This window comes from Salinisphaera japonica YTM-1 (assembly GCF_003788585.1).
Classification (GTDB): domain Bacteria; phylum Pseudomonadota; class Gammaproteobacteria; order Nevskiales; family Salinisphaeraceae; genus Salinisphaera; species Salinisphaera japonica.
Genome location: NZ_AYKG01000007.1, coordinates 1 through 25,567, shown reverse-complemented (window position 1 = coordinate 25,567; position 25,567 = coordinate 1). Strand labels below are relative to the sequence as shown.

General features: G+C 61.3%; 21 protein-coding genes. 6 read left to right on the top strand and 15 right to left on the bottom strand.

What is annotated here, in order from left to right:
* Positions 1-34: 34 nt before the first annotated feature.
* Positions 35-1,081 (top strand): 3-oxoacyl-ACP synthase III family protein, encoded by a 1,047-nt coding sequence (locus tag SAJA_RS03330; protein ID WP_123657240.1) that lies wholly within the window; start codon positions 35-37, stop codon positions 1,079-1,081.
* Positions 1,082-1,169: 88 nt separating this feature from the next.
* Here SAJA_RS03330 and SAJA_RS03325 read toward each other — a convergent pair whose 3' ends face one another.
* From SAJA_RS03325 to fsa, 8 genes are all read right to left on the bottom strand, one after another.
* Complete coding sequence (locus SAJA_RS03325; protein ID WP_221180106.1) at positions 1,170-3,308, bottom strand: TonB-dependent siderophore receptor; 2,139 nt, start codon at positions 3,306-3,308, stop codon at positions 1,170-1,172.
* A 107-nt stretch (positions 3,309-3,415) separates the two neighbouring features.
* Positions 3,416-4,891: a mannitol dehydrogenase family protein gene (locus SAJA_RS03320; RefSeq protein WP_123657239.1), complete on the bottom strand. Its 1,476-nt coding sequence runs from the start codon at positions 4,889-4,891 to the stop codon at positions 3,416-3,418.
* A 62-nt stretch (positions 4,892-4,953) separates the two neighbouring features.
* Positions 4,954-6,069: an ABC transporter ATP-binding protein gene (locus tag SAJA_RS03315; protein WP_123657238.1), complete on the bottom strand. Its 1,116-nt coding sequence runs from the start codon at positions 6,067-6,069 to the stop codon at positions 4,954-4,956.
* Positions 6,070-6,335: 266 nt separating this feature from the next.
* On the bottom strand, positions 6,336-7,172 hold the full coding sequence (locus tag SAJA_RS03310; protein WP_123657237.1) for a carbohydrate ABC transporter permease: 837 nt from the start codon (positions 7,170-7,172) through the stop codon (positions 6,336-6,338).
* Positions 7,169-8,107, bottom strand: coding sequence for a carbohydrate ABC transporter permease (locus tag SAJA_RS03305; RefSeq protein ID WP_123657236.1), 939 nt, complete (start codon positions 8,105-8,107; stop codon positions 7,169-7,171). Before SAJA_RS03305 ends, SAJA_RS03310 begins: the two co-directional genes overlap by 4 nt.
* A 105-nt stretch (positions 8,108-8,212) precedes the next feature.
* Complete coding sequence (locus SAJA_RS03300) at positions 8,213-9,544, bottom strand: ABC transporter substrate-binding protein (RefSeq protein ID WP_123657235.1); 1,332 nt, start codon at positions 9,542-9,544, stop codon at positions 8,213-8,215.
* A 191-nt stretch (positions 9,545-9,735) separates the two neighbouring features.
* On the bottom strand, positions 9,736-10,671 hold the full coding sequence (locus tag SAJA_RS03295) for a sugar kinase (RefSeq protein ID WP_123657234.1): 936 nt from the start codon (positions 10,669-10,671) through the stop codon (positions 9,736-9,738).
* A 12-nt stretch (positions 10,672-10,683) separates the two neighbouring features.
* Entirely contained in the window at positions 10,684-11,340 is a 657-nt protein-coding gene (gene fsa / locus SAJA_RS03290; RefSeq protein ID WP_123657233.1) for a fructose-6-phosphate aldolase, read from the bottom strand.
* A gap of 143 nt (positions 11,341-11,483) precedes the next feature.
* Between fsa and xylB the strand changes: the two genes are divergently transcribed.
* Positions 11,484-13,010 carry a xylulokinase gene (gene xylB, locus SAJA_RS03285; protein ID WP_123657232.1) on the top strand — a complete coding sequence of 509 codons (1,527 nt, stop codon included), beginning with the start codon at positions 11,484-11,486 and terminating at the stop codon, positions 13,008-13,010.
* A gap of 357 nt (positions 13,011-13,367) precedes the next feature.
* On the opposite strand, the gene cyoD is transcribed toward xylB, so the two are convergent.
* The 4 genes from cyoD to cyoA are packed head-to-tail and all read right to left on the bottom strand — an operon-like array spanning position 13,368 to position 17,286.
* Positions 13,368-13,718, bottom strand: coding sequence for a cytochrome o ubiquinol oxidase subunit IV (gene cyoD, locus SAJA_RS03280; RefSeq protein ID WP_123657231.1), 351 nt, complete (start codon positions 13,716-13,718; stop codon positions 13,368-13,370).
* Positions 13,715-14,311 (bottom strand): cytochrome o ubiquinol oxidase subunit III, encoded by a 597-nt coding sequence (gene cyoC / locus SAJA_RS03275; protein ID WP_123657230.1) that lies wholly within the window; start codon positions 14,309-14,311, stop codon positions 13,715-13,717. Before cyoC ends, cyoD begins: the two co-directional genes overlap by 4 nt.
* A gap of 56 nt (positions 14,312-14,367) precedes the next feature.
* Positions 14,368-16,353: a cytochrome o ubiquinol oxidase subunit I gene (gene cyoB, locus SAJA_RS03270; protein WP_123657229.1), complete on the bottom strand. Its 1,986-nt coding sequence runs from the start codon at positions 16,351-16,353 to the stop codon at positions 14,368-14,370.
* Positions 16,354-16,398: 45 nt separating this feature from the next.
* Positions 16,399-17,286: a ubiquinol oxidase subunit II gene (cyoA, locus tag SAJA_RS03265; protein WP_221180104.1), complete on the bottom strand. Its 888-nt coding sequence runs from the start codon at positions 17,284-17,286 to the stop codon at positions 16,399-16,401.
* A gap of 498 nt (positions 17,287-17,784) precedes the next feature.
* On the opposite strand from cyoA, the gene SAJA_RS03260 reads away from it, so the two are divergent.
* Positions 17,785-20,076: a mechanosensitive ion channel family protein gene (locus tag SAJA_RS03260; protein ID WP_184999723.1), complete on the top strand. Its 2,292-nt coding sequence runs from the start codon at positions 17,785-17,787 to the stop codon at positions 20,074-20,076.
* 31 nt (positions 20,077-20,107) lie between these two features.
* On the opposite strand, the gene SAJA_RS03255 is transcribed toward SAJA_RS03260, so the two are convergent.
* Positions 20,108-20,344: a hypothetical protein gene (locus SAJA_RS03255; protein ID WP_123657226.1), complete on the bottom strand. Its 237-nt coding sequence runs from the start codon at positions 20,342-20,344 to the stop codon at positions 20,108-20,110.
* A 643-nt stretch (positions 20,345-20,987) separates the two neighbouring features.
* Here SAJA_RS03255 and SAJA_RS03250 point away from each other — a divergent pair.
* The gene (locus tag SAJA_RS03250; protein ID WP_123657225.1) at positions 20,988-21,434 is read left to right on the top strand and encodes a hypothetical protein; all 447 of its coding nucleotides are present in this window, start codon (positions 20,988-20,990) and stop codon (positions 21,432-21,434) included.
* Between the two features lie 156 nt (positions 21,435-21,590).
* Positions 21,591-22,043: a hypothetical protein gene (locus SAJA_RS03245; protein ID WP_123657224.1), complete on the top strand. Its 453-nt coding sequence runs from the start codon at positions 21,591-21,593 to the stop codon at positions 22,041-22,043.
* Positions 22,044-22,087: 44 nt separating this feature from the next.
* Here SAJA_RS03245 and SAJA_RS03240 read toward each other — a convergent pair whose 3' ends face one another.
* Both SAJA_RS03240 and SAJA_RS03235 read right to left on the bottom strand, forming a co-directional pair.
* Positions 22,088-23,254, bottom strand: a complete 1,167-nt coding sequence (locus tag SAJA_RS03240) for an acyl-CoA dehydrogenase (RefSeq protein ID WP_123657223.1) — start codon at positions 23,252-23,254, stop codon at positions 22,088-22,090.
* Between the two features lie 34 nt (positions 23,255-23,288).
* Positions 23,289-24,491 (bottom strand): 3-oxoadipyl-CoA thiolase, encoded by a 1,203-nt coding sequence (locus tag SAJA_RS03235; protein ID WP_123657222.1) that lies wholly within the window; start codon positions 24,489-24,491, stop codon positions 23,289-23,291.
* A gap of 179 nt (positions 24,492-24,670) precedes the next feature.
* On the opposite strand from SAJA_RS03235, the gene SAJA_RS03230 reads away from it, so the two are divergent.
* A complete protein-coding gene (locus SAJA_RS03230) occupies positions 24,671-25,426 on the top strand; it encodes a class II aldolase/adducin family protein (RefSeq protein WP_123657221.1) in 756 nt (251 codons plus the stop codon).
* The last annotated feature ends 141 nt before the right edge of the window (positions 25,427-25,567 follow it).

Genomic DNA, 25,567 nt, shown 5'->3' with positions numbered 1-25,567 from the left:
TGCCCCGATCCACGACTAGCCCCGCAGAGGTCCGATGTCTGCTGTCATAGACGCCATCGAATACATGCTCCCCGAGCGCACCGAATCCATCGAAGAGATCGCGGCGCGCTTTCCCAACTGGCCACTCGAGCGGATTGCTGAAAAGACCGGCATCCGAGCCCGGCATGTCGCGGGCGAGGCTGAGTGTGCGTCGGACTTCGGCGTCGTGGCCGCCGAACGCCTGATCGAAAAGACCGGCATCGACCGGAACTCGATCGATTACCTGATCTTCACCACCCAGACACCGGATTATCTGGCCCCGACCACCGCATGCCTGGTGCAAGAGCGTCTGGGCCTGCCCACGCATATCGGCGCGCTGGATATCAACCTGGGCTGTTCCGGTTATATCTATGCGCTGGGCGTGGCCAAGGCACTGATCGAGTCGGGCCAGGCCAAACGCCTGCTGCTGATCACCGCCGATACGTATTCTAAGTTCGTCAACCCGGGCGACAAGAGCGTGCGGGCGCTGTTCGGCGATGCCGCGGCCGCGACACTGCTCACCGATCGCGAGGCCGAGGGCGAGCCGCGTATCGGGCCCTTCGTCTACGGCACCGACGGGCGCGGCGCGGACGATCTAATCGTGCCGACCTCGGGCATGCGCCGACGCGCGGCCGATACCGAGGCCGAGGAATATACCGATCGCCACGGCAACACGCGCTCGGATCACAACATCTTCATGAACGGCCGGGCCGTGGTCGAGTTCACGCTGCGAGAAGTTCCGCGGGCCGTGCGCGAGACCTGCGACAAGGCCGGCATCACGCTCGACGATGTCGATGCCGTGGTGCCGCACCAGGCCAGCGCCATGGTGCTGGGTGGCATCCGTGACCGGCTGGGCCTGCCGGACGAAAAGTTCGTGGTCTGTATGGAGGACATCGGCAACACCGTGTCCTGTAGCGTGCCGATCGCGCTCAAACGGGCGGTATTGACCGGCCAGATCAAACCCGGCGCGCTGGTGCTGCTCGTGGGCTTTGGTGTGGGCCTGTCCTGGGGCGCCACGCTGGTGCGTCTGCCCTCGGATTTTCTACTGAGCGAGCAGGACTAGCGGGCTAGCCCTGCCCTGGGCAACGGACGCCGGGCAGCCCGCAGACGAGGCTGCGACGAGTAATACAGCTCGTCGCAGCACCACACGATTACCACCGATAACTGATGTTGCCGATCACGCTGGCCGGTGCGCCGTAGTAGCACCAGTAGTCACAGCTTGCGACGTAATCCTTGTTGAAAATATTGGTGCCGTTGACCTGGACCTGCCAATGCTCGTCCACATCGTAGATGGCCAGCGCGTCGAAAACCGTGTAATCCGGCACGGTCAGATCGCCGTCGACGCTTTCACCGACATAGCGTGCGCCCAGGCCGACCTTGAAATTGGACAAGACCGTGTTCGGGGCGAACTCGTATTCCGCGCGCAGTGAAGCCTGGTGGCGCGGAATCAGGGCAGCGCGTGCCCCACGTACGGCTTCTGACACATCGACTTCGGTATCGGTATACGAATAGCTGCCGATGAGCTGCACGCCACGGCCGATATAGCCCACGGTTTCAAACTCGATGCCCTGGGATTGTCGCTCACCGCTCTGGACCTGAAAGCCGGCCGGCGATGTGATCAGGGTATTGGTTTCGGTCAGATCGAACGCGGCCAGCGTGGCGTAGCCGTCCCAGCCGTTCGGGGCGAACTTGATGCCGGTTTCGTACTGACGCCCCTGACGCGGCTCGTATTGTTCTGCGGCCTCCGTTGTCCGGCCCAACGGATCAAACGACTCGGTATAGCTGAAATACGGCGACAGCCCGTAGCCCGCCTCGAACAGGATGCCGCCGGTGTAGGAATAGTTGTCGACGTCATAACCCTGGGCGGTGCCGGCGGTGCGGTTGGTGTTGGTCTGATCAGCCATGTCATAGCGCACGCCGCCCAGCAGCACGAGCCGGTCATAGAGCTTGGTCTGATTTTGAACATACAGCCCGGTCTGCTTGCCCTTGATCTGGCGCTTGACGAGGTCGCCGTCGGCAATCGGCTGAAAATTACCGTACTCCGGATCAAACAGATCAATCGGTTGGCCGAAGGACGACAGATTGCCCTCCTGGCCGTCCTGATCGATGTGCTGATAATCCAACCCCAGCAGCAGCGTGTTTTCGACGTTCTCCCACTGCCACTCGCCGACGAGCTGGTTATCGATGGTCCAGGCATCCAGCTCGCCGTCGCGATAAACCAGCCCGCGAGAGCCCTGGCGCTCGCCCACGCGCGCCAGCACGTAGCTGCTGCGCAGCTCGAGTTCCCGATGGCTGTAGCGGGCGTTCTGCTTGAACGTCCATGTGTCGTCGAAGGCGTGCCTGAACTGATAACCGACCTGGTTCTGCTCGGCCTGGTTGCGATCGTAGGCTGGCTCGCTGTAGCTGGTCCCACGATCAACCTTGCCGAATGGGGTGTCGTTGAGCGTGCCGTAGGCCAGCTTGAACGGATTGGTGGGGCGGCCGTTATCACGCTGGAAACTGGTGAGAATCGTAAGCTGGGTGTCGTCGGTGAAATCGATGTTCAGGCTGGGGGCGATGTAATAACGCGTGTTTTCGCTATAGTCGACCTGGCCCTCGCGCGCCTTGTATTGGCCCACGAGCCGATATTGAACGTTGTCGTGGTTCTTGATCGGGCCCGAGACATCAAACCCCAGCCGGCGATAGTTGCGATTACCGAACCCGGCGTCCACGCGCCCCCGTGTTTCATCCGCGGGCCGCTTGCTGATGGTGTTGATCAAGCCGCCGGGCGGCGCCTGACCATAAAGAATAGACGACGGGCCCTTGAACACCTCGACCCGCTCAATGCCGTAAGGCGGCACCATCCACTGATAGAACCCTTCCTGATAGATGCGCAGCCCGTCTTGATAGGTGATGGCATCAAAGCCGCGCACCTTGAACCAGTCGGTGTTGTTGTCGTCGCCGAATTGGCCGGTCAGGATACCCGCGCGATAGCGCAGCGCATCGTCCAGGGACTGGACGTTACGATCGATGAGCTCTTGTTGATCGACAACCGACACCGAGCGCGGCGTCTCACTCAGGGGAATCGCGATCTTCAGCGCGGTTTCGGTAACGACCACCGGCGCCAGCGTGGTCGTAGCCGATCCCTCGGGCGCTGCGGGAACCGGCGCGGCGGGCGCTGGTGCCGCGGGTACGGGGGCCCGCTCGGTCTGGGCATAGGCCGCAGAAAAAGCCGTCGTCGCGAGCGCTGCGCTCACCCCGGCGATGGCGAATCGGCAATGCCGACGCCGAATCGGCATCTGTTCTGACATTAGACTTCCTATCGATAAAGCGCAGCAAGGCGCTGGCTGAAGATGATCAGCCGCGACAGACTTTATTAAGAATCATTCTCATTTGCAAGACTGGCTGCACTCTGCGGCTATTTCCGGGCCAGCATCTCCAGCGTGGCGCGCGCGCCGTCACGGTGCAGGCAGTCCAACGCCTGGGTATAAGCCGACACGAAGCGTTCGTCGTCGATCACGTCACCGAACAGTTCACGGTTTTCGATGAAGGCCGTGGGGTTGTCGCGATTGTGCTTGGCCGTGGTTTTTAACGACTCGGCCAGGCGGTCCACGATCTCGATCGGCTCACCGGCCTCATCCGTGCCCTCGGCATAGCGCGCCCAGCTGGCCACCACCGCCGCGCTGCGATGGATATCACCACCGGCGGCCAGCTGCTCGCGCACCACCGGCATCAGCCACTTGGGAATCCGGTCGGACGACTCGGCACATAGCCGGGCCAGCGTGTCGCGGATCTCCGGGTTGGAAAACCGCGCGATCAAGGTCTGCTTGTAGTCGTCGAGATCCACGCCGGGCACAGGGCGTAGCGTGGGCTGGCCTTCGTGGGTCATGTAGGCCATGAGGAAATCGGCGAACAGCGGGTCCTGGCACACCTCGTGGGCATAGCGATAACCCGCCAGGTAGCCAAAATACGTCAACGCCTGATGGCTGGCGTTGAGCAGGCGCAGCTTCATCAGCTCGTAGGGCATGACGTCGTCGACGATCTGCACGCCCACATCGTCATAGGCCGGCCGCCCCAGGGTGAAATGATCTTCGAGCACCCACTGGGTGAACGGCTCGCAGACCACCGGCCAGGCATCGGTAATGCCAAAACGTTCGGTGATCTCGCCGCGATCCGCATCAGTGGTCACCGGCGTGATGCGATCGACCATGGAATTGGGAAACGCCACGTTGTCCACGATCCAGGCGCCGAGTTCGGCGTTCTTGGCGTTGGCAAAGGCCGTGAACATTTCACGTGCCACATCGCCGTTGCCCTGAATATTGTCGCAGGACATGACCGTGAACGGCGGCGTGCCGGCCGCCCGGCGCCGGCACAGCGCTTCGGCGACCAGGCCGAACGTGGTCTTGGGCGCTGCCCTATCGCTCAGATCGTGCGCCACATCGGCATTATCGAAGTCGAACTCGCCGGTGACGTGATGGAAGTTGTAGCCGCCTTCGGTGACGGTGAGCGAGACAATCTTCGTCGTCTCGGCAGCCATGGTGGCCAGCACGTCCTCGACGTTGTCCGGGGCAAACTTGTAGTCGATGATCGAGCCGATCACGCGCGGCGCGTAGGTGCCGTCGGCGTGTTTTTCGACCAGCGTATACAGCCCGTCCTGAGCAGCCATGACATCAGCCATGTGCTTGTCCGACGGCATGACGCCCACGCCGCAGATACCAAAATCCAGCGCCTGGCCGGCGTTCATCAGGTCGTCGAGATACATCGCCTGATGGGCACGATGAAACCCACCCACGCCGAAATGCACGATGCCGGCAGTGACCTGGCTGCGGTCATAGGTCGGCGTGGCCACGCCGGCGTCGAGCTGGCCGAGTGCCGCGTTGTTGAGTGCGGGCATATCAAGGCTCCAGAAAAAGCGGCGACCGGCCCTGCCGATCGCCGAGTCAGGGACAGTTGGAATCAGGCAGCGGGCTGGTCGGCCACGCCGGAATCGATACCCATGAGCGTGTCTTCGCTGTCGGCATCGAACAGATAGAGCTTGTCCGCGGCACAGGTCAGCGCAACGGCATCGCCCATCGCGACCTGTTGGTGTGGCTCGATCTGGGCCGTGACCTTGGTGTCACCCACGCGCACCTGAATCATGGTCAGCGCGCCCAGGGGCTCGACGACCTCGACCTCGCCCCTCAGTGACTGGCCATCGGCCTCGTTGCCGGCCAAATGCAGATGCTCGGGCCGAATTCCGACGTGCAGACGCTCCCGCGTGCCGGCGGCATCTCGCCGGGCCGCGTCCAGCACCAACGAGAAGCCGCTGCCGGTTGCCGTACCGTTTTCCACCGCGGCATCAAGAAAGTTCATGGCCGGTGTACCGATGAAGCCGCCGACGAACACGTTGGCCGGCTGCTGATACAGGTTATTGGGGCTGTCGATCTGCTGGACGACGCCGTCTTTCATCACCGCGATCCGCTGGCCCATCGTCATGGCCTCGGTCTGGTCGTGGGTGACATAGAAGGTGGTCACGCCCAGCTTGCGATGCAGCTTGATGATCTCGGCACGCATGTCCACGCGCAGCTTGGCATCCAGATTGGACAACGGCTCGTCCATCAGAAACACCTGCGGCTGGCGCACGATGGCCCGGCCCAGGGCCACACGCTGGCGCTGGCCGCCCGACAAGGCCCGCGGCTTGCGATCCAGAAGCGGCGTGATGCCCAACACCTCGGCGGCCTCTTCCACGCGTTGCTTGATATCGGCCCTGGCGTATTTCTTGAGCTTCAATGAAAACGCCATGTTGTCGCGCACGCTCATGTGGGGATACAGCGCATAACTCTGAAAGACCATGGCGATATCGCGGTCCTTGGGCACGACGCCCGTCACGTCGCGCCCGCCGATCTCGATCGTGCCCTGGGTGTGCTCCTCCAGCCCCGCGATCATGCGCATGGTGGTCGTCTTGCCGCAGCCCGACGGGCCCACCAGCACGATGAACTCACCGTCATGGGTCGTCAGATTGAAATCCTCGACCGCCAGACCGGCCGCACCGGGATACTGCTTGCCGACGTTCTTGAGTGCTACGACTGCCATGTTGATCTCTCAGAAGTTTTTTATTCGTCCACCAATGAACGCGAATAAATGCTAATGAATACAGTCATTTATCCGCAGATGACCCTAGTGGCAGGGCGCGATCCGAGTTGTAGCGCGCGACTAAACACGCCCGCCGACCGCTTAAAATAAATTTCTTTCGTCTTTATCTTTTTAATCTGCGTTAATCGGCGTCCATCTGCGGATTGTCTTTCTTTGTGTTTGTCTTATTCGCGTTCATTGGCGTTCATTCGCGGACCGGCATCGTTTTATTTAACCGCGCCAAAGGTCAGCCCGCGCACCATCTGGCGCTGGGCGAACCAGCCGAGCACGATGATCGGGGCGATCGACAGGACCGAGGCCGCCGACATCTTGGCCCAGAACATGCCTTCGGCCGATTTGAACGAGGCGATATAGACCGGCAGCGTGGAGGCAGCATGGTTGGTCATGGTGATCGACCAGAACGACTCGTTCCACGCCAGGATCAAGGCCAGCAGGCCGGTCGAGGCCAGGCCCGGGGTCGCCAGCGGCAGGATCACCTTGCGCATGGTCTGGCCCATCGAGGCGCCGTCGATATTCGCGGCCTCGACGAGATCCTTCGGAATATCGCGAAAATACGAATACACCATCCAGATCATGATCGGCAGGTTCATGGCGGTGTAGAGCGCGATCAGCCCCCAGACGTTATCCAGCAGGCCGATAGTCTTGTAGACCAGAAAGATCGGCACCAGCACGCCCACCGCCGGAATGAACTTGGTCGAGACCATCCAGACCAGCGTGAAGTCCGTGCGCTTGGACGGATAGAACGCCATGGCATAAGCCGCCGGCACGGTCAGCACCAGGCCGATCAATGTAGAGGCCACGGCCGTGAACACCGAGTTCCAGGCGTAGTGCCAGTAGCCGCCGCCCTGGGCGAGTGCGGCCTTGAAGCTTTCCAGCGTGGGCTCGAAGAACAGCTGCGGCGTGACGGTGAACGCCTCGGCCTCGGTCTTGAACGCAGTGACCACCAGCCAGATCAGCGGCAAGAACATCAAAAGTGCCACCGCCCAGCCGAGCACCCCGAAGGCGATATTGGCGCCGGAAAAACGTTTGGCCTGTGCGCTCATCGGGCCTCTCCTGCGTTGAGATTACCGGCCACGAAACGAATCAGGAAGATCGCGAAGATATTGGCCAGAATCACCGCGCCGATGGCCGCCGCCGAGGACACGCCGATGTCGTACTGCACGAACGTGCCCTGGAAGATGTAGTACGGCAGGTTGGTCGTGGCCGTACCCGGGCCGCCACTGGTGGTGGTATAGATCTCGGCGAACGAGGTCAGAAAGAAGATCGACTCCAGCATCACCACCACATAAAGCACCTGGCCGAGATGAGGGATCACAATATGACGGAACTCATGCCACTTGTTGGCACCGTCCAGGCGTACCGCCTCCAGCTGATCCTCGGGCAACGACTGCAAGCCGGTCAGCAGCACCAGCATGGCGAACGGCGTCCATTCCCAGCTGATCATGGTGACGATCGAGGTCAACGGGAACTGGGCCAGCCAGTCGATGGGCTCGAGCCCCAGGGTGCGAAACAGCCAGGCCAGCAGGCCGTAGGCCGGATGAAAGAGCATGTTCTTCCAGATCAGACCGGTGACCACCGGCATGACGAAAAACGGGGCCACGGCCAGCGTGCGCGCCACGCCGCGCCCCACGAAATTGCGATGGAACAGCAGCGCAAGTGCTAAGCCCAGGCCCACGGTCACGGCCAGACAGATCATCACGATCAGCAGCGTGATACCGAGGGCCGACCAGAACGTGGGGTCGCTCCAGAGGATCTTGTAATTCGTCCAGCCGGCCCAGCCCGTGATGGACGGCATCATCAGGTTGTAGTTGCGAAACGAGTAATAGCCGGTCATCGCCAAGGGCACGATCATCCAGACCAGCAGGAAGATCACGGCCGGGGCCAGCAACCACTTGGCCGGGGCGCGACGTGCCTTCTCGCGCCGGGCCGCGGCCCGGGCCGTCGCGGTGTCGTGTGTTGTGGTGGATGCCAAGAGCAGATCCTGTTGCGTTAGGCGTGTCTCTCACGAAACGCCAAAGCGTCAAAAAGACGACGCGGGCCGGAACCGGTCCGGCTCGCATCGAAAACCGTCATCGGCACGCGATCATTTTTTCGGATAGCCCGACTGCATCATCATGCGCTTGGTGAATGCCTGGGCCTGATTCAGCCCCTGCTCCACGCTGGTCTGGCCAGCCAGGATGCCGGCCATGATCTGGCCGGTGCGGGTACCGATGGCCTGAAACGGCGGGATATCAACGAACTGAATACCGGTATAGGGCACCGGCTCCGCGGTCGGATGCTTGGGATCAGCACTTGCGATCGCTTTTTCGACCAACCCGGCAAAGGGAGCGGCTTTCTGGTACTCGGCGCTGTCATAAGTCGAATGCCGCGTGCCCGGTGGCACGGCCACCCAGCCACGCTTGTCAGCCACGAGCTGGATGTAATCCTGTGAGGTGGCCCATTCGACAAACGCCTTGGCGGCATCCTGCTTCTTTGAGGATTTCGGTACCGCCAGCGCCCAGCTATAAAGCCAGCTGGAGCCGTTTTCTGTTTTGGCCACCGGGGCCTGGGCAAAGCCCGTGGATTCAGCGACCTTCGAGTTCTCCGGGTCGGACAGATAGCCCGCGGCCACGGTCGAGTCGATCCACATCCCGCACTGGCCGTTGGCAAACAGCGTCTCGGATTCGGTGAAACCGTTGGAGGTTACGCCGGGCGGGCCGTACTGGGTCAGCAGCTTCTTGTACTGCGTGGCGGCCTGCTTCCAGGCGTCGCTGGTCAGCTGCGGCTTCCAGCTCATGTCGAACCAGCGCCCGCCATAGGTATTCACCATGGTGGAGAAGAACGCCATGTTCTCGCCCCAACCCGGCAGGCCGCGCAGGCAGATGCCGTAGGTATGGTTCTTCGGATCGTTGAGCTTGGCCGCGAATGTCTCGATCTGGTCATAGGACGGCTGCTCGGGCATCGACAGGCCGGCTTTCTTGAACAGATCGGTGCGGTAGTACGTGATCGAGGATTCGGCGTAGAACGGCAGCGCGTAGAGCTTGTCCTTGACCGTCAGCCCCTGCTTCACCGATTCCAGCAGATCGTCGGCGTGGTATGAATCCGGCAGGTTGTCGAAGGGTACGAGCCAGCCGTTCTTGGCCCAGATGGGCGCCTCGTAGTTGGAGAGCATGACCGCATCGTATTGCCCGGCATTGCTGGCGATATCGGTGGTCACTTTCTGTCGCAGCTCGTTTTCCGGCAACGTGACCCAGTTGAGCTTGATCTGCGGATGCGTTTTCTCAAACGCCGGCGTCATCTTCTGCATCGTCACCATATCGGGATTGTTGACCGTGGCGATCGTGACCTGGGTGGCCGCTTGAGCGCTCGTCAGCGCCGCCGCGCTGAAGATCAGCCCGCCAATCAGCCCCTGTGCCGTCAGATACTTGAACGTCATGCCTTACTCCTTCCCCATGAAACGACGCGCGCCGATCCTCGGTGGCGACGTGCAATATTTTTCTCATGATGGAAAAAGTTTCAGCCCGCGGCTATTCGCCTTTCATCGTAGACAGCCACTTCGCAGGCCGCGGGCATAAAAAAACCGCCGCCCTATCCAAGGACGACGGTTCGAGTGGCCCGGTGCCACGCTCAGCCGTGGCTATCGATGAACGCATCGAGTTCAGCCCGTGTGGAGGTTCCCTCCATCGCCCCGCGTCGAGACACCGCGGTGGCGCCGGCGGCATTGGCATAGACCAGGGCATCGGCGGCGGCCATGCCCTGCGTGCGCAGTGTGCAGAACGTCGCGCCGAAGGAATCCCCGGCGCCGGTCGGATCCACCTCGCTCACGGCAAAGCTCTCGTGATGGGTGACCGTGGCGCCGTCGTAATACCGACAGCCGTGACTGCCGTTCTTCCATGCGATTTCGCTAACGCCCAGCGCCAGCGCACGCTCGACGGCCTGCTCGTCGTCGTCGATATCGACCAGCAGGTTCAGCTCGCTGTCGCTGGGCAAGAGGATATCGGTACGCGAGAGCAGATCCGTCAGCGCCTGCCGCGCCCCCGAACGAGCCAGTGTTTCCTTGCGCACGTTCGGGTCGAACGATACACGCCCGCCGGCGGCTTTCACGCGGTCGGCCGCCTGACGGGCCAGATCGATCATGTGTCCGGAAAACAGAGAGGTGCCGGCGATATGAAACAGCTTGCAGCCGGCAAGCACGCCGTCGAACTGACGCGGTGCGATCTCGGCACAGGCGCCATTGGCGATATTGAAGATGAAATCCCGTTGGCCGTCGTCATGGTAGGTCACGAACGCGCTGGCCGTGGTGGCATCAGGCCGCGTGGCGATCGCCGAGACATCCACACCGTCAGCCGCCAGGCGCTCAACGAGCATGCGCCCGAAGGCATCATCACCCACACAGCTGACCATGGCCGCGCCACTACCCAGCTTGGCGGCCTGATCGATGAAGATCGCCGGCGCGCCGCCGGGAAACGGGCCGGCGAAGTGGCCGGGCGCGCCAAGCGACTGGTTGGTCTCCAGCGCCATGAACTCGGCCAGCACTTCGCCGAACGTCACGATATCGGTCATGAGAGCGCCCGCTTACAGGATCGATTGACCGGTGGCCTGCCAATCCGCCACGAACTGCTCCAGACCCTTGTCGGTCAACGGATGGTTGAACATCTGGTGCAGCACCTTGGGCGGCACGGTCACGACATCGGCGCCGGACAGCGCGGCCTGCACCACGTGCTGCGGCCCACGGATCGAGGCGGCCAGCACCTGGGTATCGATCTCGGGATAGGCGGTATAGATATCGCTGATCTCGCGGATCAGCGTCATGCCTTCCTGGCCGATATCATCCAGGCGGCCGATGAAAGGCGAGATATAGGTCGCACCGATCTTGGCGGCCAGCAATGCCTGGGCCGCGGAAAAACACAGCGTGACGTTGATGGCCTGGCCGTTATCGACCAGATTCTTGCCCACTTTCAGACCGGCCGGCGTCAGCGGCACCTTGACGCAGACGTTATCGGCGATGGTGGCCAGCTTCTCGCCCTCTTTCATCATCGTTTCATAATCGGTCGCGGCCACTTCGGCGCTGACCGGGCCATCCACGAACTTGCAGATTTCGGTAATGGTCTCGATGAAATCGCGCCCGGCCTTGTTGATCAGGCTCGGGTTGGTGGTCACGCCGTCGAGCAGGCCTGCATCGGCAAGTTCGCGGATCTCATCCACATTGGCGGTATCGACAAAGAACTTCATATGCTTTCCTTTGAGCTGACAGCGAATCGGCCGCCGCGGGCCGGTTACGGCTGGTGTATGGTTTCGGTCCCACGATTGACCCAAAAAACAAAGGCCATGGATCGTGACGGCTTGTCATCATTCTGGCACGAGGAGATTCACAAATGGGCAGCCCCACGCGCAAGTGCTTTATCGGCCTGGATATCGGCACCAGCTCGGCCAAGGCCGTCGCGGTGGACGAGCACGGCCGCGTGCTGGCCCGGGCCTCGGCTGATTATGCGTTGCTGACGCCACAGCCCGGCTGGACTGAACAACACCCGGAAGACTGGTGGGCCGCTACCTGCACGGTCTTGGGCAATGTCCTGGGCAAGCTGGCCGACGAAACCGATGCCACCATCAGCGCCATCGGCCTGACCGGGCAGATGCACGGTGCCGTGTTCCTGGATACGGCCGGCGACGTGATTCGCCCGGCCATCCTCTGGAACGATCAGCGCACCAGCGTTGCATGCGATCAGATCGAAACCGCCGTCGGCCAGACCCGCCTGCGTGAAATCGCCGGCAATCCGGCGCTCACCGGGTTTCAGGCGCCCAAGATCGTCTGGCTGCGCGACAACGAGCCACAAAACTACGCGCGGCTGGCCCATGTGCTCTTGCCCAAGGACTATATTCGTTATCGGCTGTCGAACACGTTGGCCACCGACGCCTCCGATGCCGCGGGCACCCTGCTGCTCGACCTGGCAACGCGCGACTGGTCGGCAGAGATTCTGAGCGCTCTCGATATTCCGCGCGCCTGGCTGCCGGACGTCTACGAAAGCCCGGCGATCTGTGCCAGCGTGTCGGCAGACGGCGCGGCCGCCACCAGCCTGATTGAAGCGACACCGATCGTTGCCGGCGCCGGTGACAATGCCGCAGCGGCCGTGGGTGGCGGCATCGTCGACGGGCAGACCGCACTGGTCTCGGTCGGCACCTCCGGGGTCGTATTTGCCCACAGCGACACCGCGACCCCGGATGCCAGCGGCGAGTTGCACTGCTTCTGTCACGCCGTACCCGGCGCCTATCACCTGATGGGCGTGTCACTGGCCTCCGGCGGCAGCCTTGCCTGGTTTGCCCAGAAGTTCGCCCAGGAAGAAGCCGGCGTGGCCGAGCGCCTGGGCGTGAATCTACACGGCCTACTGGCTGATGAAGCAGCGACCGTGGCGCCCGGCGCCGACGACCTGTTCTTTCTGCCTTATCTGGCCGGCGAACGCACGCCACATATGGATGCCACGGCCCGCGGCGCCTGGATCGGCTTGACGCTATCGCACGACAAACGCCACATGATCCGGGCGATTCTCGAAGGTGTCGCATTCTCGCTGCGCGATTCACTCACGCGTATCGAAGCCCAGGGCGTGGTGCCGCAGCGCCTGATGCTCGGCGGCGGCGGCGCTCACAGCTCGGTCTGGCGCGCGATCATTGCCGCCGTGTTGAACAAACCCGTGGCCGTACAGGATGATCAGGAAGGCCCGGCCTACGGCGCCACGCTATTGGCCGCCGTCGGGGCCGGCGTCTACGACGACGTCCACAGCGCCGTCGCCGCGATGGTCGAACTGCCCACCCAGTTCGAACAGCCCGATGCAGATCTTGTCGCCGTATATCGGCCGCGCTACGAGACCTTCACGCGGCTTTACCCGGCGTTGCGGGCTGCGTTTTAGCGCTTGGGCGCCTTCTTTTATCCCCAGATGGACGCCAACAAACGCAGACGTCGCGAACTAGAAGGAAGGACCTTGATCGCGATCTGTGCCAAGAGAACGCTTCTTTCGACAACGTCCGCGAATGAACGCCAATAAAAGCGAATGAATACGGGCGGTTATCCGCGGGTTTCAGGCGTTCGCGATCGGTAGATAAGTCGACTGGTGAGCCGCGATGACTCGGTGAGCTACCGCACCCGTGAGCCAATCTGCGTCATCTGCGCAATCTGCAGATAAACAAAACAACAAAGCCCAAACGCCAGACGCAAAAAAGCCGGATCGCCTTTCGACGACCCGGCTTTTTCTTCGTTCGGCGTCGGCTTACATGCCCGCCATCGTACGCATTTCCAGGCTATACATGAGCCAGAGCGTACCGCCGACCAGCACCGCCAGAATGAGCAGGCTGAACAGCGCCGAACCGGTGTTCCAGGCGTTTTCGGCCGAGAAGTCCAGATGCAGGAAGAAGAACATCTGCACCAGAATCTGCACCACCGCAGCCACAGCCACCACGATCAGCGTGGTGCCCATGCTGAACCATTCAAAGCCAACGGCCCCGAACGGAATAACGGTAAGAATCAACGACAGAACGAAGCCCGTGATATAGGTCTTGACGTTCAGACCGCCAAGACGGGTGTCTTCGTGATGTTCTTCGTGGGCCGGAGAATGACTCATCCCATGACTCCCGAAAGATAGACCGTAGAGAACACCGCGATCCACACGATGTCCAGAAAGTGCCAGAACAGCGCCAGGCGGAACAACCGCGAGGCCACCGGCGGCGTCACGCCCTTGAACGCGACCTGACCGACCATCACCAAAATCCAGATCAGGCCGAAGGTCACGTGGGTACCGTGCGTGCCCACCAGCGTGAAGAACGCCGACAGGAACGCACTGGTCTGCGGGGTCGCGCCTTCGTGAATGAGCTCGTAGAACTCATGCAGTTCGAGCGTGACAAACAGCACGCCGAAGATGAAGGTCACCAGCAGCCAGAGCAGCACCCCACCCTTGTGCTTGGCATGCATCGACAGCATCGCAAAGCCGAAGGTGATACTGGAGAACAACAGCGCCATCGTCTCGAAAAAGACATCACGGAGCTTGAACAGCTCGGCCCCGTCGGGACCGCCGAAGGTGTTGTCCGATACCACTACGAACATCGTGAACAACATCGAGAAGAGGATCACATCGCTCATCAGGTACACCCAGAACCCGAAGTTGACGATGGTATCGGGCCTCGATGCGCCATGAACGGTGTTGGCGCCGTGACTCATATTAGCTTTCCAGTTGACTAGGCAGGACGAAAAGGGCGGCTCGGGCCGGCGGGTCGTTAGACCACGCCGGCTTTTTCGAGCGCTTCGAAACGCTTGTCTTCGCGTCGCTTGACTTCATCGGCCGGAATGACGAACCAGGTGTCGTCGTCACAGCCACGGATGATGACCGTCGCGATCATGGCCGCACCACTGGCGGCCACCAGCCACCAGATATGCCAGATCAGAGCGAAGCCGAACACGAACGACAGGGCGCCGAGGATGAAGCCAGCTGCCGTGTTCTTCGGCATATGGATATCGTCGTACTTGTCAGGACGGGCATAGGCCACGCCGCGTGCCTTCATGTCGGTCCAGGCGTCGCGATCCTTGACTTCCGGGATGACCGCGAAGTTGTACTCGGCCGGCGGCGATGACGTCGCCCAGTCGAGCGTACGGCCATTCCACGGATCGCCCGAAACATCCTTGAGCTGCTCGCGATCCCGGATCGAGACGATCAGCTGGATGATCATCGACAACACACCAAAGGCCACGAACAACGCGCCGATAGCGGCCACAATCAAGAACGGCTGCCAGGCCGGATCATCGTAGGTCACCATACGACGCGGCATGCCCATCAAACCCAGGATATACAACGGCATGAAGGCGAGATAGAAGCCGATGGTCCAGCCCCAGAATGCACGTCGGCCCCAGACTTCATCCAGGCAGAAACCGAAGGCTTTCGGGAACCAATAGTGATAGCCCGCAAACAGACCAAACAACATGCCCGGAATCAGCACGTTATGGAAATGCGCGACCAGGAACAGGCCGTTGTGCATCTTGAAGTCGATGCCTGGAATGGCAAGCATCACGCCGGTCATGCCACCGATGGTGAACGTGATGATGAAACTCAGCGTCCACAGAATCGGCAGGTTGAAACGGATACGTCCACGGAACATCGTGAACAGCCAGTCGTAAATCTTCACGCCCGTGGGCACGCCGATGATCATCGTCGCGATGGCGAAGATCGAGTTACGCGTGGCGTCCTGGCCCATCGTGAAGAAGTGATGCACCCACACGGTGAACGACAACAACGCGATCACCATGGTCGCGTAGACCAGCGAGGCATAGCCGAACAGACGCTTGTTGGAGAACGTGGCGGTCACCTCCGAGAACACACCGAACGCCGGCAGGATCAGAATATACACCTCGGGATGGCCCCAGACCCAGAACATGTTCACAAACATCATCTGGTTGCCGCCGCCGTCCGACGTGAAGAAGTGCGTACCGACGTAGCGATCAAGCGTCAGCAGGGCCAGCACGACCGTCAGCGCCGGAAACGCCAGTACCATCAGGATGTTCGTGCACAGCGATGTCCAGGTGAACATCGGCATACGCATCAGGTTCATGCCCGGCGCGCGCTCCTTCATGATCGTCACGAAGAAGTTGATACCGGTGATGGTGGTGCCGATACCCGAAATCTGCAGCGCCCAGATCCAGTAGTCCACGCCGACGCCCGGGTTGGACTTGATGCCCGAGTACGGGGCATAACCGGTCCAGCCGGCGTCGGAGAAATGGCCAACCGCGAGCGAGGCCATGACCAGCATGCCGGCCGATACCGTCAACCACAGGCTGACCGCATTCAGATACGGATAGGCCACGTCGCGGGCACCGATCTGTGTCGGCACGGCGATATTCATCAGCCCGATCAGAAACGGCATGCCCATGAAGAAGATCATCATGGTGCCGTGGCCGGTGAACAGCTCGGCAAAGTGATGCGCCGGCAGGTAGCCCTCTGAGCCACCGCTGGCAAACGCCTGCTGGGCGCGCATCATCAAGGCGTCGATGAAACCGCGCAGCAGGAAGATCATGGCAACGATGATATACATCACGCCGATCTTCTTGTGGTCGACCGTGGTCAACCACTCGTCATACAGATACTTCCACTTGCCGTAGTACGTGACCGCCGCGACCAGACCAACGGCCACCAACACCATCATGATGTCGGCGGCGAGAATGATCGGTTCGTCGGGTATCGCGTCGAGTGACAGCTTGCCGAGTAGGTTCATGATGATTTCATCTCACTGGGAACCGGAAAATCGCTTGCGGCGAACTCATTCATGGGCGGTTGCAGCCTGATGGCCGCCCGCGCCGTGGCCGGGGGCCATCTGTTGCTCGGGCAGCGCGCCGGGCTCGCGGAACTGGTTGATGATCTTGTCAAACAAACCGTCCTGCACCGGGGCGAAATAGGTCACGCCGTCGGCTACGCTGGGCTGGGCGAATTTCTGGAATTTGGCCAGATCGATCGCACTGCCCTGACTGCGGACCTGATCCAGCCATTGCTGATAATTGTCTTCGGTCATCGCCCGGGCCAGGAAACGCATCTTGGAGAAACCGTCGCCGGTGTACTGATAGTTGCCGCCATCGAAATTACCCGTTTCGCGCGACATTAGATGCAGTTTGGTCTGCATGCCGGACATGGCGAAGATCTGCGTGCCCATGCGCTGGATCATGAATGCGTTCATGACCGAGTTGGACGTCAGATGGATTTCCAGAGGCACATTCTTGGGGAAGGCGAACTCGTTGACCGAGGCCACACCTTCCTCTGGATAGATGAACAGCCATTTCCAGTCGGTTGCCACGGCATCGATACGGATCGGCTTGGCATCCGACTCGATCGCCTTGTAGGGATCCAGATCGTGGGTCGATATCCATGTCATCACCGCCAGGATGATGAGAATGATGATCGGCCCGCCCCAGGCAAACAATTCCACCAGCCAGGAGTGATCCCAGTCCGGCGTGTACTTGGAGCTGGTGCTGGTCGAGCGATAGCGCCAGGCGATGGCAATGGTCATGCCCAGAATCGGGATGAACACGAACGCCATGAGCAGGATCGTGAGCAGCGTGATATCGCGCTCTGTCTCACCGATCGGCCCGACCGGGTCCATCGTGGACATGTAGCTGAAGTCGCAACCGCTGACCAGCAACGTAAGGCCGATCATCATCGCGCCCGCGAACAAGCGAAGACTGTTTCTAAGCATTGCGTCTCAAGCCTTGGAGCCGATCGAGGCCACCGGCGAATCGCGATGGCTGCGCTATCGAAGCTCGTGAAAACGGCGGGGTCGGCACCCGCCGCCGACCCGGTAGAAATGCACGAACCACTTGCGCGAATCGTGTTTCACGTTGAGCAAAATACATGGGCGGTTAAGTCGCGGTCAATCTTGAGGCGAGGCCATGAGAGCGCTGACTAACGACCGGACACGCCTGGACCAAGCAATCATCGGCATTGTGCTCGTGCCGAGGCCTGAGCGACCGTCGATATCGCTATGGTAACTGCGACAAAACGCCGCGGCCGATTGCGCACAATTCATCAAATCTGTGCATGGTGAAAACACAATCGAGCGCGCCGTCGACTTGTTCGCACACGATCGGGGCTCGATACTTCGTCTATCGGCAGATGCCGCGCGTGCCTGCTTTTTCCTTCCAACCTCGGTTCGATGATGCTTCGATTGGCGCCTCGCCCATTAGTTGCCGGCCTGTTCCTTGTCGTGTTCGCCGCGATCACCACGTTCAGCACCGGCGTATCGGCACAGGGTATTGCCAGCGTCGAGTCGCTGGCCGGGCAAGGCTCGGAAAACAAGCGGGCCGATAGCGAACAGCTCTCGGCATCGCTGGATGAGGTGATCCAGACACTGGAAGACAAGGACGAGCGGCGCGCGCTCCTGACGCAGCTCAAACAGCTCAAGCAAACCACCGAGGCCGAAGCCGACCAGAACAAGACCTCGGTCACCACCAGCGGCGGCCTGCTCGGCGCTCTGGCCGATTCGTTTTCAGATCTGTCGTCGCAGTCGACCAGCAACGACTCACCGATAGCCGTGTGGGAAGCACACGCCAGTAATGCCGCCGCCGGCGCCAACGAGCTGATCGCCCAGACCGAACGACGCGCCCTGGCCCGCAACCTCGGCGAGATCGGTATCGGTCTTATGATATGGGCCACGCTGCTGGCCGGGCTGATGGCCGCGGCGCGACGGCTGTTCGTTTATCGCGGCTGGCCGCTTGTGCTGCCGCCGGAGCCGCGACCATGGATGCTGCTCGCGCATTTCATGCGCCGTGTCTTTCCCTGGCTTTTCACGTTCGGACTGCTACTGGCCAGCGTGCGCCTGCTGCAAACGGCGACACCGGCACGCGCGACGTTGCTGGTTCTGGCTTATGTCGCGCTGTGTGGTCGCCTGCTCTCGACCGTCTTCGATGTCGTGATCGCCCTGTTCACGCGCGGGCATCGCCGGGTGGCGGTATCGATTCTTCATGACAAGGCGCTGGTGCCGCTGTTTTTCATTGGCGCGCTGGTTGCATTCGGCGATGCCGTCAACAGCAACCGCATGATCGGCCTACTGGGATACAGCCTGTCGGACTGGCTGTCGGTGTCCGCCAATATCGTGGCCGCCGTGTTGAGCGGCATTCTGGTCATCCGTATCCGCCGGCCGGTCGCGCATCTGATCAGTAACCGACGCCTGAAAAACCGGCTGAACAACAATTTTCGCGATCTGGTGACGTTTGCGGCCCGGCTGTGGCACGTACCGGCGCTGCTGCTGGTCATCGCCTCGCTGGTGGCGATCTTCGTGACCGGCGGCGAAACCGATGCCGCCTTTGCCCGCGCCATGGTCTGTACCGTCTTTCTCGTGCTTGCCCTGGTGGTCGCCGGCGTCATTCGACGTCAACACGAGCGGGCAGCACGCCGCACGCTCAAAAGCCATTTCGCCAACCGGCTGCGTCATCTGGGTTTCACACTCGCGCATTGCGCGGTCTGGGTGATGTTCGCTGATCTCTCGCTGCGGGTCTGGGGGTTTTCGCTGTTTGGCATTGGCGAGCCCGGGGCGACCAGCTCTCAAATCGGCCATGCCCTGATTCGTATCGGCCTGACCGTACTCATCGCCTGGCTCGTGTGGATCGCCGTGGACGGCGCCATTCATCGCGCGCTGCACGGCAAGGATGCCCGCGGACGCCGACGCAACAGCAATCGCGCACAGACCATCACACCGATGATCCGCAATATCGCGCTGTTCACGATTCTGATCATCGCCAGTATCGCCGGCTTGGCCAATCTCGGCGTCAACGTCACCCCGCTGCTGGCCGGCGCCGGCGTGATCGGGATTGCGCTGGGCTTTGGCGCCCAGTCGTTGGTCGCCGATCTGATCACCGGTATCTTCATCCTCATCGAGGATTCGCTGGCGGTGGGTGATTTCGTCGAAATGAACGGCTATATGGGCACCGTTGAAGGCCTGAACCTGCGCACGGTGCGCCTGCGCGACCTGGACGGCGTCGTGCATATCACGACGTTTTCGCATATCGATGCCATCCACAACATGTCGCGACAGTTCGGGATCGCGCTCATGAAGATTCGTATCCCGCATGACCTGCGTATCGATGACGCGATCGAGCTGATGCGCAAGACCGCCGCTGACCTGCACCGAGACCCGTTCATGCGCGGCCTGATCCGCTCACACCTGGAAATGCAGGGCATACACGAGTTCGACAACGGCTCACCGATTCTGCGCATGCGCCTGCGGACCGCGCCCGAGTATCAGTGGGATGTCTCACGTGCCTTCAACCTGGCGCTCAAGCGCCGAATGGAGGCCGAGTACATCAATATCGGTGCACCGCGCATGAGTGTATCGATGGAAGCCGCCGGCGGCGCGCGTTTCGACAAGCGCGGCAAGCCGAGCGACACCGAATCCACGCCGACCAACCTCGACTGGCCGATCGACAACGCCCCCTCACCCGACGGCGGGTGAGACATCGGGGCGTTCTCCCGTAAATAATGTCCTAACGCGCGGTCCGAGACTTGCCTGGCTCGCCAGGCGTCACGAACAGAATGACCAGGCCCACGACGATGAGCGTGGCGCCGGCCACGTATTGTGGGTACCAGATCGTCCAGCCGCTGGCCGACCAGTAGGTCGAAAAATTCGTGCCGCTGGTCTGGGCGAAGAAAAACAGCAGCAGGCTGCTCAAGACGAGCTGGATCGCGCCGACCGTGGCGATGGCAATACCGGACTTGTTCATGGTGCTCTCCCGCTGAACGTTTGCGAATAGGAAACGCCTTGTCGACCCCGAAACGATGCCGGGCAAACCCAACGTCTTTGCATGGGTATGCGCGCCGCGCTCGGCCGGCGCAAACAGGGATGCTCCCAACGCAGACCGGCCAAAACCGGCCGACCATCGGCCAATCTTTAAAAATTTATAAAAAACAGTCTCTTATCGCACTCCAACAGAACGCTCGCCGCCAAGACATTCAAAATATATAAGCCAAAAGGTGTAGCCCGACTGGCCGCCGATACGCTCGTACGCCACACTATTCGCGCTGAGATATCGGCGCCGACGCGCTCGCGAGTCGTTGCCAACTTCGACTAAAGCGTAAGACTATCGAGCCAATACGGCGCATCTAAAACAGTATTTCAATGTCATTTTGCGCGAGCTGCATCCGCGCGAATCGACCGCGGCCCGTGGCGTTGTGTCACACCGAAATACATAACCCTTTGAATGGTTTTGTTTTTCGATGCCGAACCACGAAATGCCCGCCGCAACAACACATAGGCTTAATAGAAATATAAATCAGCCGCTTTGTGTCAATACATCTAAAGTCGTATAGTTCGCTCCAGATTCAGAAGCCTGATGTATCGACACCGGCTTCATTGGAGGTTTGGACATGGCTTTTAAGACATACGCTCTTTTGACGACCACCCTGCTGCTGACCAGCGTTACAGCGTTCGCCCAGCAGGAGACGCTCGAGGCGATGCAGACAAAAACGACAGCGCCCGCCTCGCCGAGCGTGGCGGCGGCCAGCCAAAGTGCGAGTACCGCGCGCCTGGCCAACGCAATCGATGCCTACAACACGCGGCCCAACACCGGCGCAGTCGCGCCGAGCGCCATTGACGCGACTGCGGTGACCAATACGCCAGTCACGCCGGCGGCTCGACGCCTGGCTTTCGATATCCGCGCGTATAACGGCGAACTCCGCCCGGTGAGCGATACAACCAATTACAGCAACGGCCCCAACCGTCAGGCCCTGGCACTGGGACGCGAAATCACGCGCTTCAACCAGACCGGCGGCTCGCTGGACGGGATCGGCCAATCAAGCGCCATGATTCAGTAACGTCGGCAACAAATAGCCAGTCGATAGAAGCCGGGGTGGACACACCCCGGCTTTTTTGTGTCTCGGTGTCGGCCAATCGTATAACAGCGCCCGACAAGAAAAGCGGATATCATATTTACCTTGTATAAAACAATTAAATCTTTTAAAGGGGAAAATATGAATAACAACAGACGGTTAACCTATTGTTTATTGCTTTCTATTCTTGGTGGTCTGAGCGCATGCGCCTCTCACTCAGAGCCTGCTGCAAAAGCCACGATCGATGGCACACCCTCGGAGATTAAGGATCAGAACACGATAGGCACTCAAATCGATCAATACAACGCACAAAGCAAGACAAGCGCACCGGCGTTGAATAACGCCAACCGTACGCCGGCCAACGACCACTCGGCTGATCCGGCAGCCCGGAATCTGGCCCGTGATGTGGATGCCTACAACCGCACTAGCGAGCCCGACGACAGCAGTTCGGCAATCGATGGTCGACAACCCGCAACGGTCGAACGTCAACGCACACTTGAACAACAACGCGCCACACAGAAACTGAGCCAGGACGTACGTAACTACAATCGCAGCGGCGGCGCCAGCAGCCAGAGTTACGACGACGGCGAGTAGCGGGCACGGGCCGATCGCCATCAGCGCCGGCCCGCCGGCGCTTGTTATCCGAAGGCCTGAATACCCGTCTGAGCCCGCCCCAGAATCAGGGCGTGGACATCATGTGTGCCCTCGTAGGTATTGACCGCCTCCAGGTTCATCACGTGGCGAATCACGTGATATTCATCAGAAATACCGTTGCCGCCGTGCATGTCGCGGCTCATGCGGGCGATATCCAGCGCCTTGCCACAGTTGTTGCGCTTCATCATCGAGACCATTTCTGGTGCCCATTCGCCCTGATCCATCAGCCGGCCCAGGCGTAGCGCGCCCTGCAGGCCCAAAGTGATTTCGGTGCTCATGTCGGCCAGTTTCTTCTGGATGAGCTGGGTGGCCGCCAGCGGCCGGCCGAACTGCTTACGATCGAGCGTGTAGTCACGCGCGGCGTGCCAACAGAACTCGGCCGCCCCCATGCTGCCCCAGGCGATGCCGTAGCGCGCCTTGTTCAAGCACGAGAACGGGCCCTTGAGGCCGGTAACGTCAAGCCGGTTTTCTTCCGGCACGAAGCAGTCATCAAGCAGAATCTGGCCGGTGATCGAGGCCCGCAACGAGAACTTGCCCTCGAGCTTGGGGGTGGTCATGCCGCCAAAATCGCGCTCGACGACGAAACCGGCGATCTTGCCGTCAAGATTGGCCCAGACGACCGCCACGTCAGCGATCGGGGAATTGGTGATCCAGGTCTTGGCACCGTTCAGGACATAGCCGCCGTGGACTTTTTTCGCCTTGGTCGACATCGAACCCGGGTCCGAACCGTGGTCGGGCTCGGTCAGGCCGAAACAGCCCACCGATTCGCCGGTGGCCAGTTTGGGCAGATAGCGCTGCTTGACTGCCTCGCTGGCGAACGTCTCGATCGGAAACATCACCAACGACGACTGCACGCTCATGGCCGAACGATAGCCCGAATCCACCGCCTCGACTTCACGCGCGATCAGCCCGTAACACACATGATTGAGCCCGGCACCGCCATAGGCCTCGTCGACCGTGGCGCCGAGCATGCCCAGTTCGCCCATCTCGGTCATGATCTCGCGGTGGAAGATCTCGTGGCGATTGGCTTCCAGCACTCGCGGCTTGAGGCTGTTCTGGCAGTAGTCATGGGCCGCGTCGCGGATCATGCGCTCGTCTTCATCAAGCTGGGCATCCAGGCTCAGCGGGTCGGACCAGGTGAACGATTTCATGCAGTCTCTCGTGGCAAGTTAAGGAGAAAAGTATTCAGTCGCGGGCGATCAGTAACGCCACGCCCTGGCCGATGCCGATACACAGGCTGACCACGGCATAGCGCCCGTTGATGGCTTCGAGCTGGCGCAGCGCGGTGAGCGCGACCCGCACACCCGAGGCCCCCAGCGGATGGCCCACGGCGATGGCACCGCCGTTGGGATTCAGGCGTGGATCATCGGGCGACAGCCCAAGCTCACGACAACACCCCAGCACCTGCGCCGCGAAGGCCTCGTTGATTTCGATGACGTCCATATCGGCCAACGTGAGCCCTGCCCGATCCAGTACCTTGTTGATCGCACCGACCGGCCCCAGGCCCATCACCCGCGGCGGCACGCCGATCACGCCACCGGCGATCAGCCGCGCGCGAGGCGCCATACCGGCGGCTTCGCCCGCGGCCCGCGAGCCCAGAATGACCGCGCCCGCACCGTCGTTGACGCCCGAGGCGTTGCCCGCCGTTACGGCCTGGCCATCCACGATCGGCGGTAGTTTGGCCAGTTTCTCGGCCGTGGTACCGGGCCGGGGATGCTCGTCGGCGTCGACGACGATATCCGGCGATTTACGCCCGCCGGACACGGTGATCGGGCATAGCTCGGCGTCATAGAAACCGGCCAGCCGCGCCGCCTCGTAGCGAGCCTGCGACTGGGCCGCAAACGCATCGATATCCGTGCGCGCCAGATCATGGGCACTGGCCACGTTCTGTCCGGTCTCGGGCATCGTGTCGCCGCCGAATGCCGCAAGCACCGCGGGGTTGGGAAAACGCGCGCCGATGGTGCTGTCGAACATCGGCATCGAGCGGCTGTAAGCGCTCTCGGCCTTGGCCATGACGAACGGCGCCCGGCTCATCGACTCGACCCCGCCGGCAATTGTCAGCTCGGCCTCGCCCACGGTGATCGCGCGGGCACTGCCGATGATCGCCGACAGCCCGCTGCCACACAGCCGGTTGACGGTCTGTGCAGCCACAGAAACGGGCAGGCCCGCCAGCAGTGCGGCATGACGTGCCACGTTGCGCGCATCCTCGCCAGCCTGGTTGGTACAGCCGATCGTCACGTCCTCGAAGCGCTCACCGGCGAACGAATTGCGCTCGATGAGCGTGCGCATGACCGTGGCCAGCAGGTCATCTGGCCGAACCGAGGCCAGCGCGCCGCCATGACGGCCGAACGGACTCCGCAGGCCGTCGTAGATATAAGCATCGAGCATGATCGCCAGGTTTCCGATGAATTAATTCGAAACAGTGTTTCGTTTTAACGCAGATCAAGCCGTGATGCGACTCGCCGTTGGTCGCATGGACGCCGTGGCGCAGCCCGCCTAGCGTGGATCCACGCCCGGCGCGGAGCGCCCGGGTTGTTTTCAAACCACGCGCACCGCCGGAGCTTGTCATGGCCGAAACCCAACCCAAACCCGATCACATGACCGACGCCGAATGGCAGGCCCGTGTCGATCTGGCCGCCGCCTATCGCCTGGTATCGCTCTATGGGTGGGACGATCTCGTGTTCACCCATCTCTCAGCCCGTGTGCCGGGGCCCGAGCATCATTTCCTCATCAATCCCTACGGCTGGCTGTTCGACGAAATCACCGCCTCGTCGCTGGTCAAGGTCGACGAGAACGGCACCATCGTTGACCCGGGCGCCACCAACAACGTTAACCCCGCCGGCTTCACCATCCATAGCGCGGTCCATATGGCGCGCGAAGAAGCCGGTGCCGTATTGCACCTGCACGCTGCTGACGGCGTGGCTGTCAGCGCCCATCCCGAGGGTGTCCTGCCACTGTCCCAGACCGCCATGCTCGTGCGGCCCCATATCGCCTTCCACGAATACGAAGGCGTGGCGCTGGATCTGGACGAGCGCGAGCGCTTGGTCGCCGACCTGGGCGATCACGACATCCTGCTGCTGCGTAATCACGGCACGCTGACCGTGGGGCGCAACGTCGGCGAGGCCTTCATCTATATGTATTTTCTGATGAAAGCCTGTGAAATCCAGGTCAAAACCCTGGCCATGGGCCCCGGCCACATGCCGTCCCAGGCCGCGCTCGACACCACCGCCGAACAGGCCAAGGGGCTTGGGGCGGCCGGCAAGCTGGCCTGGCCGGCGTTATTGCGTAAGTTGGAGCGCATGGGGAGTGATTACGCGCGGTAGCTTACTCTGATCGTGTCTTGCCGGCCGTTCGAAATTTCGACCGCCTACGAGCTCTTTTAGCACCCACGAGCCGCTTTAACCGTGCGGTTTCGCGCTGCAGCGCGAGTCACTTTCGTTTGCTTGTCCAAACGAAAGTAACCG

Bases quoted from the DNA above. Each gene is read 5' to 3' on its own strand.
- SAJA_RS03320 (WP_123657239.1), bottom strand. From the start codon at position 4,891: ATGCCCGCACTCAACAACGCGGCACTCGGCCAGCTCGACGCCGGCGTG.
- SAJA_RS03260 (WP_184999723.1), top strand. From the start codon at position 17,785: ATGCTTCGATTGGCGCCTCGCCCATTAGTTGCCGGCCTGTTCCTTGTC.
- SAJA_RS03230 (WP_123657221.1), top strand. From the start codon at position 24,671: ATGGCCGAAACCCAACCCAAACCCGATCACATGACCGACGCCGAATGG.
- cyoB (WP_123657229.1), bottom strand. From the start codon at position 16,353: ATGAACCTACTCGGCAAGCTGTCACTCGACGCGATACCCGACGAACCG.
- SAJA_RS03310 (WP_123657237.1), bottom strand. From the start codon at position 7,172: ATGAGCGCACAGGCCAAACGTTTTTCCGGCGCCAATATCGCCTTCGGG.
- SAJA_RS03325 (WP_221180106.1), bottom strand. From the start codon at position 3,308: ATGTCAGAACAGATGCCGATTCGGCGTCGGCATTGCCGATTCGCCATC.
- SAJA_RS03245 (WP_123657224.1), top strand. From the start codon at position 21,591: ATGAATAACAACAGACGGTTAACCTATTGTTTATTGCTTTCTATTCTT.
- SAJA_RS03255 (WP_123657226.1), bottom strand. From the start codon at position 20,344: ATGAACAAGTCCGGTATTGCCATCGCCACGGTCGGCGCGATCCAGCTC.
- cyoC (WP_123657230.1), bottom strand. From the start codon at position 14,311: ATGAGTCACGGCGCCAACACCGTTCATGGCGCATCGAGGCCCGATACC.
- cyoA (WP_221180104.1), bottom strand. From the start codon at position 17,286: ATGATCGGCCTTACGTTGCTGGTCAGCGGTTGCGACTTCAGCTACATG.
- SAJA_RS03250 (WP_123657225.1), top strand. From the start codon at position 20,988: ATGGCTTTTAAGACATACGCTCTTTTGACGACCACCCTGCTGCTGACC.
- SAJA_RS03295 (WP_123657234.1), bottom strand. From the start codon at position 10,671: ATGACCGATATCGTGACGTTCGGCGAAGTGCTGGCCGAGTTCATGGCG.
- fsa (WP_123657233.1), bottom strand. From the start codon at position 11,340: ATGAAGTTCTTTGTCGATACCGCCAATGTGGATGAGATCCGCGAACTT.
- SAJA_RS03240 (WP_123657223.1), bottom strand. From the start codon at position 23,254: ATGAAATCGTTCACCTGGTCCGACCCGCTGAGCCTGGATGCCCAGCTT.
- SAJA_RS03300 (WP_123657235.1), bottom strand. From the start codon at position 9,544: ATGACGTTCAAGTATCTGACGGCACAGGGGCTGATTGGCGGGCTGATC.
- SAJA_RS03315 (WP_123657238.1), bottom strand. From the start codon at position 6,069: ATGGCAGTCGTAGCACTCAAGAACGTCGGCAAGCAGTATCCCGGTGCG.
- cyoD (WP_123657231.1), bottom strand. From the start codon at position 13,718: ATGAGTCATTCTCCGGCCCACGAAGAACATCACGAAGACACCCGTCTT.
- xylB (WP_123657232.1), top strand. From the start codon at position 11,484: ATGGGCAGCCCCACGCGCAAGTGCTTTATCGGCCTGGATATCGGCACC.
- SAJA_RS03330 (WP_123657240.1), top strand. From the start codon at position 35: ATGTCTGCTGTCATAGACGCCATCGAATACATGCTCCCCGAGCGCACC.
- SAJA_RS03235 (WP_123657222.1), bottom strand. From the start codon at position 24,491: ATGCTCGATGCTTATATCTACGACGGCCTGCGGAGTCCGTTCGGCCGT.